The sequence below is a fragment of the Paenibacillus sp. RS8 genome, from assembly GCF_041956825.1.
GTDB lineage: Bacteria > Bacillota > Bacilli > Paenibacillales > Paenibacillaceae > Paenibacillus_AQ.
Window position 1 is genome coordinate 1,713,350 of sequence record NZ_CP168131.1, and the last position, 18,053, is coordinate 1,731,402.

Sequence of the window (18,053 nt, forward strand, 5' to 3'; positions counted from 1 at the left end):
AAGAGAAGTCTTGACCGCTGCTGCCAGCACTGGACATCTCCCCCTTACCAGAATCATCGCTAATTCATATGCTAAAGGGAGTAACTAGTTTATGAACGGGGGAGAGCTATGAGCTATCAATATACTGCAATTGGCGATTCCTTGACGACTGGATTTGGCGCTCTGCCAGGTAACGGTTTTGTACCGGTATACCGTAGAATGGCAGAAGGGAGACTGCGTTCTAATGTAGTCTCTACGAATTTAGGCGTGAATGGATTGACTACTTCTGAACTGGAACAGCGGTTACGTGGGAGTTCTATGACTCGCGAGGCTATACGAGCAGCCGACATCATCACTTTATCCATTGGTGGCAATGATTTAATCCATGCTGCGAAAGCTGCAGCTAGACAACCTGAAAATTTATCAAAAGAGCTACGAAGATCACTACAGGAATGCAAACAAAATTTTGCTGCAATTATGAGTATTCTCTTTCAATTGAAGGCGGGAACACGTAGACCTTTTATCATTCGAATAGTGGGATTGTACAATCCCTATCCTCAGGTAGTAGGCGCTACAGAGTGGGTGCGGCAGTTTAACGGTTATGCCTCGCAGTACAGTAGCCGAGTATGTGGATTTGCTTCTATTTATAATCAATTTGCCGGAAATGAAAGAGGGCTATTATCGATTGATCACTTACATCCCAATGGCCGAGGCTACCGTGTGATTGCTGACAAACTCGATTCACTTGGTTATGGCGGTTTGATTTAATTGAGGTTCAAGTGTAGTTTTGTTCTGAAAAGTAAAGAGGCTGTGCGCTAACCATCAAGTGGATAGAGCACAGCCTCTTTGTGTTGTTGTATAGCTTACACACCGCTAGGCAGTGTTTTCTCGATGACTTTATCAACGATACCATAAGCTGCCGCGTCTGCAGCAGTCATGAAGTAATCACGGTCTGTATCCTTCTCAATACGCTCCAGGGGTTGACCCGTACGTTCTGCAAGAATACGATTCAACTTATCGCGCAATTTGAGGATACGGCGCGCACGGATTTCGATATCCGTTGCTTGACCTTGAGCACCACCCAGAGGTTGGTGAATCATGATCTCACTGTTTGGCAGTGCAAAGCGTTTGCCTTTAGCGCCAGCGTTAAGTAGGAAAGCTCCCATGGAAGCTGCCATACCCACGCAGATGGTGGAAACGTCCGGTTTAATGTACTGCATTGTATCAAAAATAGCCATACCTGCAGTAATGGAACCGCCGGGGCTATTCACATAAAGGTGAATGTCCTTCTCCGGATCTTCGGCAGCCAAGAACAGCATTTGTGCGATGATAGAATTGGCTACCACGTCATTAACCTCCGTTCCAAGGAAAATGATGCGGTCCTTCAGCAGGCGGGAATAGATGTCATAAGCGCGCTCACCGCGGTTGCTCTGTTCTACTACCATAGGAATATAACTCACGTGGAAAACCTCCTTGATATTGGTTCTTCAAATGTATTCATTTTTACTCTTGCCGTATTACCCACATGATAAACAAATTCAAACAAAAAGTCAAAGAAAGTCAAACTTATATTCAAAAAAAAGAGCCGACATGCGGCTCTTTGGTTAAGTAGTAGTATAGGCACTACTAAATTATGTACAAAAGTGAAATTAATGGCGCGCCCGCCAAGAATCGAACTTGGATCTCAGGCTTCGGAGGCCTACGTCATATCCATTGGACCACGGGCGCAACAAAAATGATTATAATACAATTTCTGTGCAATTGCAATGGACAGGAAGAAACGACGTTATCGTCCTTTATTGACGACAACCGTTTCTCGTAGAAATATAAGGATAATATATAACGTGAAACTTATAATTTCTTATATTTTTAATAATGCTGTGCACGGGCTCTACCCCTTGTCTTCAAGATGGACAAGCGTATATTGTCTTTCACTCAGCGATAGAATCTGGATTGTTAATGACAGGTTTTAGGAGCCGTACCTCTTTCCCGATCTTATAAATGTATAAGAAGACAAGCGCTTGAGAATTCTACTCTCGGAAGACTTGCACTTCGAGCAATATTTGGTTAGAATATGAGTGGGACTTAAAAAGTTTACCCGGGACATTTTGAGACCATGAACAAGGGAATAGAGGAAGACGAAGTTGCAGGAGTGAAAGTATGCGTAATTTATTAGATATCCAAAAGCAGCTTCTGCCTGATCTCATGGAAACCCTTAAGAGACGGTACACGATTCTTCATCAGATCATGCTGTCCGATATAATTGGGCGCAGAACGCTTGCCGCTTCGCTTGATATGACTGAGCGGGTACTGCGTGCCGAGACGGATCTTCTGAAATCGCAAGGGCTCATTGAGATCGAGAGCGTTGGTATGCGCATTAGCGCTGCTGGGCGTAGGCTGCTTGATTTGCTAGAGCCGGTCGTTAAGAGCCTGTTTGGTCTGGATGAGCTGGAAGAGAAAATTCGGGCAACGTATGGTCTGGATAAAGTTATTGTGGTGCCGGGTGATTGTGAGTCATCGCCATTCACCAAACGTGAACTCGGCCGAGCAGGTGCAAAAGCGCTGCTCAGTGTACTTCGTACAGATGATATTGTTGCTGTCACTGGTGGATCAACGCTTGCCGATATGGCTGATCAACTGACACCGCCGTTATCCCTTTCCTATAAGAACGCTTGGTTTGTTCCGGCGCGTGGTGGATTAGGAGAGAGTATGGAGATTCAAGCCAACACAATTGCCTCAACAATGGCAAAACGAGTTGGAGCGAATTACCGGTTGCTGCATGTACCTGATTTACTTAGTGGGGATGCCTACCAGTCACTAGCACTTGACTCTAATATTGGAGAGATTGTACAAATCATCCGCAGTTCGCGTATTATTGTACATGGGATTGGGGATGCCATTGAAATGACTCGCCGCCGCAAGCTGGATGAGGCTACGGTCTCAGAGATCCAGGGTGAGGGAGCAGTGGCTGAATCCTTTGGGTATTACTTTAACGAAGATGGTAAGGTTGTCCATACTATGCTTACGATGGGGCTACGTCTTGAAGATATTGTTCGGACGGAGACAGTCATTGGTATTGCCGGAGGCAAACCAAAAGCCAAAGCTATTCATGCCATGCTGCGTTTCGGGCAGGAGAATATTCTCGTCACGGACGAGGCTGCTGCTGTAGAAATCGGCAAGGAAATCGACAATCAGTTGCAGATATCCTCGTAATACACTAGAACATATACCTTGCATTATACTTAACATTGTTGTCATGACAGGCTTCACGGTCTGTTTTGAATAAATAAAACGAATTCTAGGAGGAACTATTCAATGAGTGTAAAAGTTGGAATTAACGGATTTGGACGTATTGGACGCCTTGCTTTCCGCCGTATTCAAAATGTAGAAGGTATCGAAGTGGTAGCAATCAATGACTTGACTGACGCTAAGATGCTTGCTCATTTGCTTAAATATGATACAACTCAAGGTAAATTCCAAGGTGATGTTGAAGTGCATGATGGCTTCTTCAAAGTCAATGGCAAAGAAGTTAAGGTTCTTGCTAACCGCAACCCTGAAGAATTGCCATGGGGCGACCTAGGCGTTGATATCGTACTTGAGTGCACAGGTTTCTTCACAACTAAAGAAGCAGCTGAAAAACACTTGAAAGGTGGAGCTAAGAAAGTAGTTATCTCCGCTCCAGCTACTGGCGACATGAAAACTGTCGTTTACAACGTTAACGATGACATTCTTGATGGTACTGAGACTGTTATTTCCGGCGCATCTTGCACAACGAACTGCCTAGCTCCAATGGCAAAAGTATTGAACGACAAGTTCGGTATCGTTGAAGGCTTGATGACTACAATTCACGCTTACACTGGCGACCAAAACACTTTGGATGCTCCACATGCTAAAGGTGACTTCAGACGTGCTCGTGCAGCAGCTGAGAACATCATCCCTAACACTACTGGTGCTGCTAAAGCAATCGGTCTTGTTATTCCAGAACTTAAAGGTAAATTGGATGGTGCAGCTCAACGTGTTCCAGTTGCAACTGGTTCCCTGACTGAGCTTGTAACTGTTCTTGATAAGAGCGTTACTGTTGAAGAAATCAACGCAGCAATGAAAGCAGCTTCCGATCCAGACACTTATGGTTACACTGAAGATGAAATCGTATCTTCCGACATCAAAGGTATGACTTTCGGATCCTTGTTCGATGCTACACAAACTAAAGTATTGACTGTTGGCGACAAACAACTGGTTAAGACTGTTGCTTGGTATGACAATGAAATGTCCTACACTGCACAATTGGTTCGTACTTTGGAGAAATTCGCTAAAATCGCTAAGTAATTGACTTGATATAAGCAACATCTATAGAGCGGAAACAGAAGTTCCTTGTTTCCGCTCTTTCTAAATGTATTTCTTGTTTCCTGCTAGAAACAATTTTGGGTGTGGAGGAATTAATCATGAACAAAAAGAGCGTCCGTGATGTAGAAGTAAAGGGTAAACGCGTATTTGTACGCGTGGATTTCAACGTACCTGTAGAAGACGGTAAAATTACTGATGATACTCGTATTCGCGAAACACTTCCAACCATTAAATATTTGATCGAGAACGGTGCAAAGATTATTCTTGCAAGTCACATGGGCCGTCCTAAAGGCCAATTCGTAGATTCCATGCGTTTGACTACTGCTGCTGAACGTCTGTCCGAGCTTCTCGGCAAACCAGTAGCTAAAGCTGATGAAGCTGTTGGCGAAGCTGTAAAAGCAAAAATCGCTGAGCTAGGCGAAGGCGACGTACTTGTACTTGAGAACGTTCGTTTCTACCCAGGCGAAGAAAAGAATGATCCTGAATTGGCTAAACAATTCGCTGAACTGGCTGATTTGTTCGTCAATGATGCGTTTGGTGCGGCTCACCGTGCACATGCATCGACAGAAGGTATCGCTCATTTCCTACCAGCTGTATCCGGTCTTTTGATGGAGAAAGAATTGACCGTTCTTGGTAAAGCTCTTACTAACCCAGAACGTCCTTTCACTGCGATCATCGGTGGTTCGAAAGTTAAAGACAAGATTGATGTTATTGATAACTTGTTGTCTTTGGCTGATAACGTTCTGATCGGCGGTGGATTGTCTTATACATTCACTAAAGCTCAAGGCTTCGAAATTGGTAAGTCACTTGTAGACAACGACAAACTTGACGTTGCTCTTGGATTCATCGAAAAAGCTAAAGCACTTGGCAAAAACTTCATGCTTCCTGTTGATGTTGTTGTTGCTGATAAATTCGGTGCTGATGCTAACACTAAGATCGTTAATTACAATGAAATCCCAGAAGGTTGGGAAGGACTTGATATCGGACCTAAGACTCGTGAACTTTATGCCGATATTATCAAGAACTCCAAGCTGGTTGTCTGGAATGGACCTATGGGCGTATTCGAAATCGATAAATTCGCTGAAGGTACACTTGCAGTAGCAAAAGCTTGTGCAACAACTGAAGGTTACACTGTTATTGGCGGCGGAGATTCCGCAGCAGCAGCAGAAAAATTCCACCTGGCTGACCAAATGGATCACATCTCCACTGGTGGCGGTGCATCCCTTGAGTTCATGGAAGGCAAGGCGCTTCCTGGCGTAGAAGCACTGAACGACAAGTAAGACGTATAGAAGGAGGCAATTTAATTCATGAGAACACCAATTATTGCGGGTAACTGGAAGATGTTCAAAACAGTTCCTGAAGCAGAAAGCTTTATTGCTGACATCAAAGGCAAAGCAGAAGTAGAAGGCGTTGAGACTGTAATCTGCGCTCCATTTACTAACCTGCCTGCACTTGTAGCAGCTGCAAAAGGTACAGACATCAAGATTGGCGCACAGAACCTGCACTTTGAAGATAACGGTGCTTACACAGGAGAAATCAGTGGTGTAATGCTTAGCGATCTTGGCGTAGACTATGTAATCATTGGTCACTCAGAGCGTCGTGCTTATTTTGGCGAAACAGATGAAATCGTGAATAAGAAAATGCATGCTGCATTCCGTCACGGTATCACTCCAATCGTATGTGTTGGCGAAAAGCTCGAAGAGCGTGAAGCTGATCAAACGAAAGCTGTATGTAAAGTACAAACTGAAGCTGCATTCCAAGGCCTTAGTGCTGAGCAAGCAGCAAAAGTTGTCATTGCATACGAACCTATCTGGGCTATTGGCACAGGTAAATCTTCCACTTCCCAAGATGCTAACGAAGTTATTGCGTACATCCGCAGTCTTGTAAAAGATCTGTATGATGTTGCAACAGCTGAAGCTGTTCGTATTCAATACGGCGGCAGCGTGAAGCCTGAGAATGTAACTGAGTACATGGGCCAAAGCGACATCGATGGTGCGCTTGTTGGCGGTGCCAGCTTGCAGCCTGCTTCCTTCGTTCAATTGGTTGAGGGGGCGAAGTAAGATGTCAGCTCCAAGACCTGTAGCTTTGATCATCATGGATGGTTTCGGTTTGCGTGGAACATCTGAAGGTAATGCCGTTGCTCAAGCTAACAAACCTAACTATGACCGTTACTTGAAACAATATCCTAATACTACCCTTACTGCTTGTGGTGAAGCTGTTGGTCTTCCAGAAGGCCAAATGGGCAACTCTGAAGTAGGGCACTTAAATATTGGTGCAGGACGGATTGTATACCAGGATTTGACTCGTATTGATAAATCGATCCGTGAGGGCGAATTCTTCGATAATGAAACACTGGTAGCCGCAGTTAGAAATGCTAAGAACACAGGTAAAAAGCTTCATCTTTACGCGCTTGTATCCGACGGAGGGGTACATAGCCACATTAACCACCTGTTTGCTATGCTTGACCTGGCTAAGAAAGAAGATATGCACGAAGTGTATATCCATGCTTTCATGGATGGCCGTGATGTACCTCCAGATAGTGGTAAGAAGTTTGTCCAAGATCTGGTGGCTAAGATTGAAGAAGTTGGAGTAGGTACAATTGCAACGGTATCCGGACGTTATTACGCCATGGACCGTGACAAACGTTGGGATCGTGTAGAAAAAGCCTATCGTGCTATGGTTTATGGCGAAGGCCCTAAATACACGGATGCTCTGCAAGCTATCACTGCTTCTTATTCAAATTCCGTGTTCGACGAATTCGTTGAACCTAGCGTGATTGTAGACAGTGAAGGCAAGCCGGTAACGGCAGTAGAGAGCGGCGATTCCGTCGTGTTCCTCAACTTCCGCCCTGACCGTGCTATTCAGTTGTCACAAGTGTTCACGAATCAAGATTTCCGCGGTTTCGACCGGGGTCCTTTGTTCCCACAAGACTTGCACTTCGTATGCCTGACTACTTTCAGCGAAACGGTACAAGGTTATGTAGCCTATTCACCGAAGAACCTGGATAACACATTGGGTGAAGTACTTGTGCAACACAACAAGAAGCAACTGCGCATCGCGGAAACTGAGAAGTATCCGCACGTAACGTTCTTCTTCAGTGGTGGACGTGATGAGGAACTTCCAGGAGAAACTCGTATCTTGATCAACTCTCCTAAAGTAGCAACCTATGATCTTCAACCTGAGATGAGTGCTTACGAAGTGGCTGCAGCCTGCGTAGCAGAAATCGAAGCGGAAAGACAGGATGCTATTATCCTTAACTTTGCAAACCCTGATATGGTTGGACACTCCGGTATGCTGGAGCCAACAATCAAGGCTGTAGAGGTAACGGATGAGTGTGTAGGTAAAGTAGTGGACGCAGTAGTTGCCAAGGGTGGCGTTGCGATCATTATCGCCGATCACGGTAATGCAGACATGGTATTTGATGAGAACGGTCGTCCGTTCACAGCTCATACCACTAACCCGGTTCCGTTCATCCTTACGGATGAAAATGTTGTATTGCGCGATCGCGGTATCCTTGCTGATGTAGCACCAACCATTCTGGATCTGATGGGAATTCCGCAACCTGCGGAAATGACTGGTCAATCCATGATCGCTAGTCGCAAATAAGGAAACAATACCTGAGATTAAGCTTCAACAATTAAAACCAAAACATTGTTTAAAGGAGATTAACTAAAATGACTATTATTTCTGATGTTTATGCTCGCGAAGTCCTTGACTCCCGTGGTAACCCTACTGTAGAGGTTGACGTTTATCTTGAATCCGGTGCTAAAGGCCGCGCTATCGTTCCTTCCGGCGCTTCCACTGGTGCTCATGAAGCTGTTGAGCTTCGCGATGGCGACAAATCCCGTTACATGGGTAAAGGCGTTCTGAAAGCTGTTGAGAACGTAAATGAAATCATCGCTCCAGAAGTTATCGGTATGGACGCTCTTGACCAAGTGGGCATCGACAAATTGATGATCACTTTGGACGGAACTCATAACAAAGGTAAATTGGGCGCTAACGCGATCCTAGCTGTATCCATGGCCGTAGCTCGCGCAGCTGCAGCAGCTTTGGATATTCCTTTGTACGTATACCTGGGCGGATTCAACGCTAAGACTCTTCCAGTACCAATGATGAACATCATCAATGGTGGTGAGCATGCGGACAACAACATCGATGTTCAAGAGTTCATGGTTCTTCCTGTAGGAGCTCCAAGCTTTAAAGAAGCTCTTCGTACAGGTGCTGAAATCTTCCACAACTTGAAATCCGTACTTCAATCCAAAGGCCTGAACACAGCTGTAGGTGACGAAGGTGGTTTCGCACCGAACCTTGGTTCGAATGAAGAAGCAATCACTACAATTATCGAAGCTATCGAAAAAGCTGGTTACAAACCAGGTGTTGACGTATTCTTGGGTATGGACGTTGCTTCCACTGAGTTCTACAAAGACGGTAAATACACCCTTGCTGGCGAAGGTAAATCTTACACTTCCGCTGAGTATGTTGACCTTCTTGCTTCATGGGTTGAAAAATATCCTATCATCACAATCGAAGACGGTATGTCCGAAGACGACTGGGATGGTTGGAAATTGCTTACTGAAAAATTGGGAGACAAAGTTCAATTGGTTGGTGACGACTTGTTCGTTACAAACACTGAGCGTCTTGCAACAGGTATCGAAAAAGGTATCGGTAACTCCATCTTGGTTAAGGTTAACCAAATTGGTACATTGACTGAAACTTTCGATGCTATCGAAATGGCTAAACGTGCTGGTTACACAGCAGTTATCTCTCACCGTTCCGGTGAATCCGAAGATAGCACAATCGCTGACATCGCTGTTGCGACTAATGCTGGTCAAATCAAAACTGGTGCTCCTTCCCGTACAGACCGTGTTGCTAAATACAACCAATTGCTTCGCATCGAAGACGAGTTGGGTGAATTGGCTCAATACAACGGCCTGAAATCCTTCTACAACCTTAAAAGATAATCTGCTTTTATAGCAGAGTACGAAGACCCGCCTTTATGGCGGGTCTTTTTTGTACTCAAAGAGACGCAGACGCTATGTAATTCCTTATCTTACAAGAAAAGCTACGACTTAACAGTCTAGGCGGTTGTATTACCGACAACGCTATGATAAAATAAGAATACTGTTTATGTATCGTGATAACCTCAATTACCATAGATAGTGATGCTTAGGCGTAGGAGGTGGAAGTGAATGGATATCTTTTTGAAAGTTGTGCTCCTGATTTTTTCCGTCGGTCTTATTGCGGTCGTTCTTCTGCAAAAGGGGAAAAGCGCGGGTCTTTCCGGTGCCATCTCCGGCGGTGCTGAGCATCTCTTTGGTAAAACAAAAGCTCGTGGTATGGAACTCGTACTACAACGTGTAACTGTTGGACTTGCTGCAGGATTCTTCATTATGGCGATTCTAGCTGCTGTTTTCATTGACTAAAGTACCTACAGTAAGCCCTCGCTCTGTTCTGAATGGAATGGAGCGAAGGCTTTTTTGTTATAATTAAAAGGGGATAAGCACCTGTAGGTGCTTTTCTTTGCATAAAGAAAGAATAAGATTCGGTACAATAGAGCCCTAATAAATAGACTATCTTCTTCGTTGTGACTGAAATTTTGTACTGCGTTTACCTTTGGATGACAGTAACAGGGATGCGCAGGATTGATTTCGTGTATACTAGGGTATGAAGTAGGTAAAGGTAAATTTTACTTGGCATTACTACAGAGCAGGACAAGACATACATATTTGCCAGCGGCTTGGAGCCGCGGAGGGCTGGGGTGACGAACATGATAACACAGGAAATATTACTCGATTTCATGCGGGAAACTGCATATAAACCAATGACTTATGAAGAGCTGGTGAGCCATTTTGCTCTAGAAGATAGCACAGGGTTTAAAAAGTTCGAGGAACTACTAATTGAATTAGAGCAGGACGGAAGAATTGTATTAACTCGTAATGCACGTTATGGCGTGCCGGAACGAATGGATTTACTGCGGGGCCGGTTACAAGCTCATGCGAAAGGCTTCGCTTTTTTGATCCCGGATGATCGTGATCATCCTGACGTGTACATCCATGCGAATGATCTAAAGGGAGCTATGAATGGCGATATCGTCTTGATCCGTATTACCTCTAAAAGTCCGTCCGGCGGACGTATGGAAGGCGAAGTTGAACGTATTGTAAAACGTGGCGTATTGCAAACGGTCGGCGTATTTCAAAATCTAGAGACCTATGGTTTTGTGCTGCCTGATGATAAACGGATTAACCGTGATATTTTTATTCCTAAGCAATCCTTCATGGGGGCGGTAGACGGGCAAAAGGTCGTTGTGCGCATCGTGAATTATCCAGAAGGTCGATCAGCAGCAGAAGGTGAAATTATTGAAATTCTCGGACATAAGGATGATCCGGGAGTCGATATTCTATCTATCATCCGTAAGCATCAGCTACCAGAGGCATTTCCGGCTGAAGTGATGTACGAAGCGGACAATGCTCCGGATTCAATCACAGAAGAGGAAATTGCTGAGCAGGGACGACGCGACTTGCGCGGACTAAACATTGTTACGATTGATGGCGAAGATGCTAAGGACTTGGATGATGCCGTTAATGTTCAGCGATTGGAGAACGGAAATTACAAGCTAGGCGTGCATATTGCGGATGTAGGTTATTACGTGCGTGAGAGCTCTGAACTTGATAAAGAAGCGTACGATCGGGGCTGTAGCGTGTATTTGGTGGATCGGGTTATTCCGATGCTTCCTCACCGTTTGTCTAACGGGATTTGTAGCTTAAACCCACAGGTTGACCGCTTAACGATGTCCTGCGAGATGGAATTTAACGAACACATGAAGGTTGTGAAGCACGATGTCTTTACCAGTGTGATTCGCACCAAAGAAAGAATGACTTATTCTAATGTTCGTAAAATTTTGGAAGATGAAGATCCAGAATTGCTGGAGCGTTATAGTCCATTAATTGATGATTTCCGTCTCATGAAAGAACTGGCGATGAAGCTACGCGATGCGCGGATGCGGCGGGGCGCGGTTGATTTTGATTTCGAAGAGAGCAAAATCATTGTGGATGAGAACGGCAAGGCTGTAGATATTGTGAAGCGTGAGCGTTCTGTAGCGGAGCAGATTATCGAGGAATTCATGCTCGCAGCGAATGAAACGGTCGCTGAGCATTTCCACTGGCTGAAGGTTCCGTTCCTTTACCGGATTCACGAAGATCCAGATCCAGAGAAGCTACAGAATTTTATGGCTTTTGCGGCTAATTTCGGATATCACGTGAAAGGCCGCGGCAATTCGGTTCATCCACGTGCTTTGCAGGATCTGTTGGAGCAAATCCAAGGAACTAAAGAACAGACCGTTATTAGCACAATGATGCTGCGTTCCATGAAGCAGGCGAAATATGATGCAGAGAGCACAGGTCATTTCGGACTCGCTGCAGAATACTATTCTCACTTTACTTCTCCAATTCGCCGGTACCCCGATCTGGTTATTCACCGCGTAATGCGTGAAGTGATTGAGAATGGAGGGGCGCTGAGCCAGAAACGACATGATTATTTGGCCGGCCGGATGCCTGACATTGCTCAGCAGTCCTCGGAACGTGAGCGTGTGGCGGTAGAGGCTGAACGTGATACAGAGCAGCTGAAGAAAGCTGAATACATGCAAGATAAAGTAGGCGAGGAATTCGAGGCTATGGTCAGCAGTGTGACCAGCTTCGGAATGTTCATCGAGCTGGACAACACCGTCGAAGGACTCATTCGTCTGAGTGCAATGAGCGACGATTATTATCACTTCGACGAGGCGCATATGGCGCTCATTGGCGAGCGCACATCACGGGTGTTCCGTATTGGCGACGAGGTGAAGATTCGAGTCGCCAAGGTAAATATGGATGACCACACGATCGATTTCGAGTTGGTCGACATGAAACCGCGCGCGCCAGGCGAGCATCGCAGCGGTGGTTTTGGAGGCAGCCGCGGTGGCAAAGGCGGCCGTTCAGGTGGCGGCGGCTTCGGCAAGCCAGCCGCTGGGGGTAAAGCCGGCGGCGGCAAGGGCCGCGGCGGTAAAGGCAAGCCCGGCGTTGCTGTAGGCGCGGGCAAGGGCAAGCCGGGCGCAGGTGTGCGCGCCGGCGAAGGGCCGCGCGAAGCGGCCGGTGCTGTTGCACCGGGCGGACGCGGTAAGCGGAAGCGCGGGCGTGATGCCGGCGAGGATGCGAGCCGGGGTGTTGCGGCGCCGGGCGGAAGCACCGGCGCAGAGCGCGGGGGCGAAGCCGGCGGCAACGCAGGCGCACCGCGTGAGCGCAGCGGCGGTCGAGGCCGCGGTGGGGACAACGGCGGTGCCGGTGGTGGACGCGGCATCAGCTTCGGCTTTGGCTCCGGCAAAGGCGGATACGGCGTTCCTGCGTCCGAGTCTTCCGGCGGCGAAGTTCGCGGCCTGGATGGCAACACGAAGTTCCGCAGCCGCGAGGACCGCGGCGGTAACTTTGGCGGTGGAGAAGGTCGTAACGGCGCTCCAACAGGTAAAGGTCGCCGGAAAAAGAAGAACAAAAGCGGTGTGTTCATCGGTCAGTCCGTGACACCGGGCAACGTTCAGACGTCTGAACAAGCCACTTCTAAACGTAGTGACACTACGGGCAGCACTCCAGACGGAGCTCCTCGTAAGAGAAAGAAGAAATAAATAACGTTATGGGCTACGTTTCGTAGCTCTATGACGCAAGACTAAGCACCGCCCCTTTGCTGGGGGCGGTGCTTTTTTAATTGTTTTCTGCAGCTCGGTTCAAGTGTGAAATTATCGTTTCTGAACGAGAATATTGGTTGCCACAAGTTTGTTGAGTAATAGTCAGAAGAAGCTTTGTACTAACGTCGTTTTTGCAACTATGACACTTGGATTGGAGCAAAGTAACTAGTGTTATCACGATGCTTATTTTTAATTGCATAGTGTGCAGTTAAAATTCTGGCGTTTCAGTAAATAATGAGGTTAATTGCACTTTGTACATCTAAATTGGATCAGTACCTTCAAAACGGATGGCGTAAAGTAAGTTGTGTACCAAGATTTGGAGCCTAGTCAGGCAACAAAAAAGTAGGGTATTCTCGGGATTGTCGAAGTCCACTAAGAAAGGAACCCTACTCGATGACTATTCTACCCGAAAACATGTTAAATAATCTATTTGAAAATCTTGTCACCCAATTTGTAAAAGATAATCTAGAGTCCATTATGAAAGCGGAAATCCAGCAATTCATGACCAGTGAAGAAGCCGGGAACCACAACAGCCGCAACGGATACTACACCCGGGATCTACACACGAAATACGGAAATGTAGAGGATCTGGCCGTTCCTAGGGACCGTCAAGGAGCCTTCCAAACGCAGTTGTTCGAGCCCTACCAGCGGCGAGATGGATGGCTAGAGGAGGCTGTCATCCAGATGTACAAAAGTGGTATGGGAACGCGAGATGTGGCCCGGTTCATTGAAAGTATGTTCGGCAGCCACTATTCACCCACGACCGTTAGCAACATTACAGCTACGGTACTTGACGACATTCATCAGTGGCAGAAGCGCCCGTTAAACAAACGCTACTCCGTTATCTACCTGGATGGCCTATATGTGAAACTCAAGCGCAGCACCGTTAGCGGAGAAGTCGTTTATTTCGCCATGGGGATCGACGAAGACGGTCACCGCCAGATCCTTGGCTTTTACGTAGGCGGCCAGGAGAGCGCAAACGGCTGGCGCGAGGTGCTCAAAGACCTCTACGACCGTGGTGTCCAGGAAGTCTTGCTGGGCGTGTTTGATGGGCTTCCGGGACTCGATGCAGCGTTCCGTGAAACTTATCCGAAGGCGGATGTGCAGCATTGTATCGTCCACAAAGTGCGTTCGACCTTCCCGAAAATTCGGATTCAGCACAAAACGGAAGTCATTGAAGATCTGAAGACGATCTACACGGCTGCAGACCACGATCTGGCTCGGGCTGCGTTTGACACGGTGAAGGCCAAATGGGGCAAGCTCTACCCGAAAGAAATGCGGTCTTGGGAAGAACAGTTGCCAACGCTGCTGACCTTTTACAAGTATCCTGCGCTCATAAAGGAAGCCATCTACACGTCCAATCCAATTGAACGAATGAACAAGGAAATCCGAAAGCGTCTGAAACCCATGAATAGCCTCACGAATATGGATGCAGCAGAGAAAATTGTTTACCTCGACGTGATGGACTACAACGAACGCTTTAGCGAACGGGTCATTCGCGGTTTCGGCGATCTAGAAGTAAAGAAGAAACTAAATGAGATGTTTGAAGCACGATATCCACCGCAGGCAGAGTAAAACAAGTAGCTCGAATTCCCTTTTCCCTTGGGGCGGGGCCCCCGCCCCAAGGAACATCTGCACTAACTAACGAACACCCGAGAAGTTACCTTCTACTCTCTTACACAAACTTCTTGACGCTGCCTCAAAACGGCATGACTTCGAGTTTTTAACTGCAGAAAGTACAACTAAACAACCATCAAGCGTCTAAATATATTAAATAGAGGTATAAAGTGCATTTATGTAGCTTAGTTAGCTTTAGTGTTCGAGGGAGAGAGTGAAAAAAAGGGTATGAGTTAATTGGGATGTGTGAATATAGAAACATAAACATCTTTTTTATAAACAAATGTAATTAAAGTTAATTAATGGGTAAACTTACTGACAACTAGTTGTCAAAATGACTGAGAAAGGATTACCTGATCCTTCCTTGCGCACAATCGATTCCATTTGTTACAATATAGATCAGACGTTCGATAACTATGTCGTTTAAGATTAGTGAGACATGGTTACTTTAACTTATGAATATGATTCAAGGAGTGATTCTCATGGGTAAAAAAGCAGACGGGAAAGTACTTGCCCAGAACAAAAAAGCTTCCCATGATTATTTTATCGAGGATACTTATGAAGCTGGCTTGGTGCTGACAGGTACAGAGATCAAGTCGCTGCGTAATGGCCGCGCTAATATTGGAGATGCTTTTGCTACGATCCGTAACGGTGAGATTCACATTCACAACATGCATATCAGCCCTTTTGAACAAGGTAATCGTTCTAACCCTACTGACCCGACGCGTACTCGTAAATTGCTGATGCATAAAGAGCAAATTCATAAACTGTTGGGCTTGTCCAAGCGAGATGGATTTACGATTGTGCCACTTAAGGTTTATGTGCGAAATGGTTATGCGAAGCTGTTGATTGGTCTTGGTAAAGGTAAGAAAGAGTACGATAAACGTGACTCTGCTGCTAAGCGTGATGCTCAGCGTGATATCCAGCGTGTATTGCGTGAGAAGCAAAAGATCGCCAGATAATCTAGGAAGAATGAACGATTCAAATGAGTACCAGTTTCCACCTTCAATTCCTTTAACCCACGTGTTAAAGTATTGATAAATGTGATATACTGAGTAAGTAAGATTATTGCTTCGTTACAGACTTCTTGAAGAAGAAGCTGTGGATTGGATCTCTCTTGCTTGGAGGATCCGCTTGATCCGAAGCGCCCTTTATAATGAGGGGCCGTTCTTGGATTCGACGGGGGTAGTTCGAGCATGAGTAGCGAGTAGTGGGGACGCGTCCGCTTCATCAACGCTAAAGCCTATTAAACGGCAAACAACAAAACAACTACGCTTTCGCAGCCTAAGAAACTGCGCGCGTGCTTCTACCCTGCATCGCCCATGTGACAGGGATAGGGGCTAACAAGTAGTGGGATACGCCGTCTGGTCTCCGCCTGGGGTCAACGGAAGAAGATAATCAGGCTGACCCAACGTATAGCCGGTTACGGGGCGATACTCGGGTGACATCAAAACTGTGACTACACTCGTAGAAGCTTATGTGCCGTTATCTTCGGACAGGGGTTCGACTCCCCTCGGCTCCATTATGCACACTAACATGAGTGACAACTGGCAGTTTAAACTCCACCTCTACATGTTCGGCGTAGACAAGGACTCGCTGAACGTAGGTCTGGACAAATTTTTTAAGCTCCGGAAAGTTCTCATGGGCAATGGAATCCTTTAAGGAAAAGAGCAGTGAATGCAGAGTATCCTCTGTGATTCCGGCTCTTTTTTCTTTTGTTATCAATTTTGCTAATTCGACTTCCAAATTTGCTTTTTCGGCCTCCAACAGATTCACTTTCTCTCCAAAAGAAGCTTGTGTGAAGCCTTGTGCCACTGCATTGACGATGTTTGTGATTTGATCAGTAGCAGCACGAAGACGTTGCTCTAAATTTGTTTTCTCGCCAATATCCTTGGCTTCTGCTTTCAGAATCTGATTGTTGACCTGTTCAACTAACCTTGGAATGTTTTCCTTACTGAAGATGTGGTCCTGCAAATAATTTAGAATATACCCCTCGATGTGCTCACGTCGAATCTCCTTGTTAGAACAACTTCGTGAATTGTCCTTTCTATTGCACCTATAGGTTACGTATTTTAACTTGCTTCTACCTGAATATTTAACGTTTCCGGTCATGCCAGATTTTGTGTTGTGTAACCTTTGGCACTCCCCACAAAAGATCAAACCACTAAGCAGATACTGTTCTTTTGCTGTATAGGAACCTGAGCGTCTTGTACGTTGATTATCGGCAATAAGTTTCTGAACAGCCTCGAAATCAGTCTTGCTGATAATAGATGGAATGCCATTCTCAATCCGAATGATTTCGGATTCATCCTTTTTTCGATTGCCATTACGCTTTCCTAAGGCGTCTTTGCTGTCTGTGACATTATAGAGGTAGGTTCCAGTATACTTCTCACAACGTAGAACATCGTGAATAGTCGCTTTACTGATAGGCCTCCCGAGCCGTGAACGAAATCCTTTTTGATCCAGAAGTTGCGCAATCTGTTTGTAACCATGACCGTTTAAATATTGTGAGAAGATGAGTTCTACAATTGGAGACTCTTCTTCGTTAAGAATTAAGGTCTGGGTTGCCTTATCAACCATATAACCGATAGGGGGACGCCCTCCCGTATGCTTGCCCTGCAAAGCAGTTTCCTTTAAGCCCTTCATAGTCTCGCGAGCCAAATTCTTGGAGTAATACTCAGCCATTCCCTCCAAGACAGATACCAAAATAATACTCTCAGGAGAATCGTCAAGATTTTCAAGGACGCTTATAAGACGTATCCCAGCGACTTCTAACTTTCTTTTGTAGATAACCGAATGATACTTATCACGGCTGAAGCGATCCAGCTTATGTACGATAACAGCATCGAAGATACCTTTATTGCAATCTGAAATGAGTCGTTGGAACTCCGGTCGGCGATCTGTAGTAGCGGTGTGGGCCTTGTCTGCATAAACCTCTACAATAGTATATCCATTCTTTTTTGCGTATTCGTCTATGGCTCTCACCTGAGCATCAATTGACTCGTCTCTTTGGTTGTCTGAACTATAACGTGCGTAAACAGCGGCTTTTAAGCTCATCAAGATTGCCTCCTTTAATTTAGGTATCTATGTGAAATAGCAGTCTACGTTCTTCAAACACGTTGACTGCTATGAATTTTTTTCTAGATTAAAACATTTAACCAACAGTTCCCCCGCAGGTTTCCACAATTCGGGATAATCTCTCGACTCATTTATCTTGTGAGTATTTATCTCATCAGGGCAGTGTTCATTGTTCTTTAGTTTTGCTCTTGAGATTTTAATCTGCGTATTTGCAATACCCATCTGTATTCCTCCTCGTAGGCTGATTCGATTCCCGCGTTGATTTTACTAATTCTCCTAATCTTATCTGGATTTTAACTCAATGATTTTTTCCTGCGCAATCCCC

14 protein-coding genes, 1 tRNA gene and 1 other RNA gene are annotated in these 18,053 nt (G+C 45.7%); 12 read left to right on the plus strand and 4 right to left on the minus strand.

Translation table 11 applies throughout. From position 1 onward, the window contains the following. Positions 1-108: 108 nt before the first annotated feature. Positions 109-747 carry a GDSL-type esterase/lipase family protein gene (locus ACDZ28_RS08995; protein ID WP_076116266.1) on the plus strand — a complete coding sequence of 213 codons (639 nt, stop codon included), beginning with the start codon at positions 109-111 and terminating at the stop codon, positions 745-747. A gap of 95 nt (positions 748-842) precedes the next feature. Here the strand turns inward: ACDZ28_RS08995 and clpP are convergent, their stop codons facing one another. Next, a complete protein-coding gene (gene clpP / locus ACDZ28_RS09000) occupies positions 843-1,439 on the minus strand; it encodes an ATP-dependent Clp endopeptidase proteolytic subunit ClpP (protein WP_042184034.1) in 597 nt (198 codons plus the stop codon). 193 nt (positions 1,440-1,632) lie between these two features. Beyond that, a tRNA-Arg gene (locus ACDZ28_RS09005) sits at positions 1,633-1,707 on the minus strand. Between the two features lie 432 nt (positions 1,708-2,139). Between ACDZ28_RS09005 and ACDZ28_RS09010 the strand changes: the two genes are divergently transcribed. The 11 genes from ACDZ28_RS09010 (at position 2,140) to ssrA (ending at position 16,175) form a co-directional block, all read left to right on the plus strand. After that, complete coding sequence (locus tag ACDZ28_RS09010) at positions 2,140-3,192, plus strand: sugar-binding transcriptional regulator (protein WP_076116268.1); 1,053 nt, start codon at positions 2,140-2,142, stop codon at positions 3,190-3,192. A 102-nt stretch (positions 3,193-3,294) separates the two neighbouring features. Next, positions 3,295-4,305 carry a type I glyceraldehyde-3-phosphate dehydrogenase gene (gene gap / locus ACDZ28_RS09015; protein WP_036687120.1) on the plus strand — a complete coding sequence of 337 codons (1,011 nt, stop codon included), beginning with the start codon at positions 3,295-3,297 and terminating at the stop codon, positions 4,303-4,305. Between the two features lie 116 nt (positions 4,306-4,421). Next, positions 4,422-5,603 carry a phosphoglycerate kinase gene (locus ACDZ28_RS09020; protein ID WP_042184036.1) on the plus strand — a complete coding sequence of 394 codons (1,182 nt, stop codon included), beginning with the start codon at positions 4,422-4,424 and terminating at the stop codon, positions 5,601-5,603. Between the two features lie 27 nt (positions 5,604-5,630). After that, positions 5,631-6,383, plus strand: coding sequence for a triose-phosphate isomerase (tpiA, locus tag ACDZ28_RS09025; RefSeq protein WP_042123325.1), 753 nt, complete (start codon positions 5,631-5,633; stop codon positions 6,381-6,383). Between the two features lies 1 nt (position 6,384). Continuing rightward, the gene (gene gpmI, locus ACDZ28_RS09030) at positions 6,385-7,929 is read left to right on the plus strand and encodes a 2,3-bisphosphoglycerate-independent phosphoglycerate mutase (protein WP_042123328.1); all 1,545 of its coding nucleotides are present in this window, start codon (positions 6,385-6,387) and stop codon (positions 7,927-7,929) included. Positions 7,930-7,997: 68 nt separating this feature from the next. Further along, positions 7,998-9,284 carry a phosphopyruvate hydratase gene (eno, locus tag ACDZ28_RS09035; protein ID WP_042123330.1) on the plus strand — a complete coding sequence of 429 codons (1,287 nt, stop codon included), beginning with the start codon at positions 7,998-8,000 and terminating at the stop codon, positions 9,282-9,284. 228 nt (positions 9,285-9,512) lie between these two features. Next, entirely contained in the window at positions 9,513-9,746 is a 234-nt protein-coding gene (gene secG / locus ACDZ28_RS09040; protein ID WP_042123332.1) for a preprotein translocase subunit SecG, read from the plus strand. Positions 9,747-10,090: 344 nt separating this feature from the next. Continuing rightward, a complete protein-coding gene (gene rnr / locus ACDZ28_RS09045; RefSeq protein WP_375105326.1) occupies positions 10,091-12,973 on the plus strand; it encodes a ribonuclease R in 2,883 nt (960 codons plus the stop codon). A gap of 453 nt (positions 12,974-13,426) precedes the next feature. Next, entirely contained in the window at positions 13,427-14,608 is a 1,182-nt protein-coding gene (locus ACDZ28_RS09050; protein ID WP_375102427.1) for an IS256 family transposase, read from the plus strand. Positions 14,609-15,132: 524 nt separating this feature from the next. Then, positions 15,133-15,612, plus strand: coding sequence for an SsrA-binding protein SmpB (smpB, locus tag ACDZ28_RS09055; protein WP_375104464.1), 480 nt, complete (start codon positions 15,133-15,135; stop codon positions 15,610-15,612). Positions 15,613-15,810: 198 nt separating this feature from the next. Next, positions 15,811-16,175, plus strand: a transfer-messenger RNA (tmRNA) gene (ssrA, locus tag ACDZ28_RS09060). Here the strand turns inward: ssrA and ACDZ28_RS09065 are convergent. Continuing rightward, entirely contained in the window at positions 16,136-17,707 is a 1,572-nt protein-coding gene (locus tag ACDZ28_RS09065) for a recombinase family protein (protein WP_170880189.1), read from the minus strand. The genes ssrA and ACDZ28_RS09065 overlap by 40 nt on opposite strands. A gap of 69 nt (positions 17,708-17,776) precedes the next feature. Then, positions 17,777-17,950, minus strand: coding sequence for a hypothetical protein (locus tag ACDZ28_RS09070; RefSeq protein ID WP_170880190.1), 174 nt, complete (start codon positions 17,948-17,950; stop codon positions 17,777-17,779). Positions 17,951-18,053 lie beyond the last annotated feature (103 nt).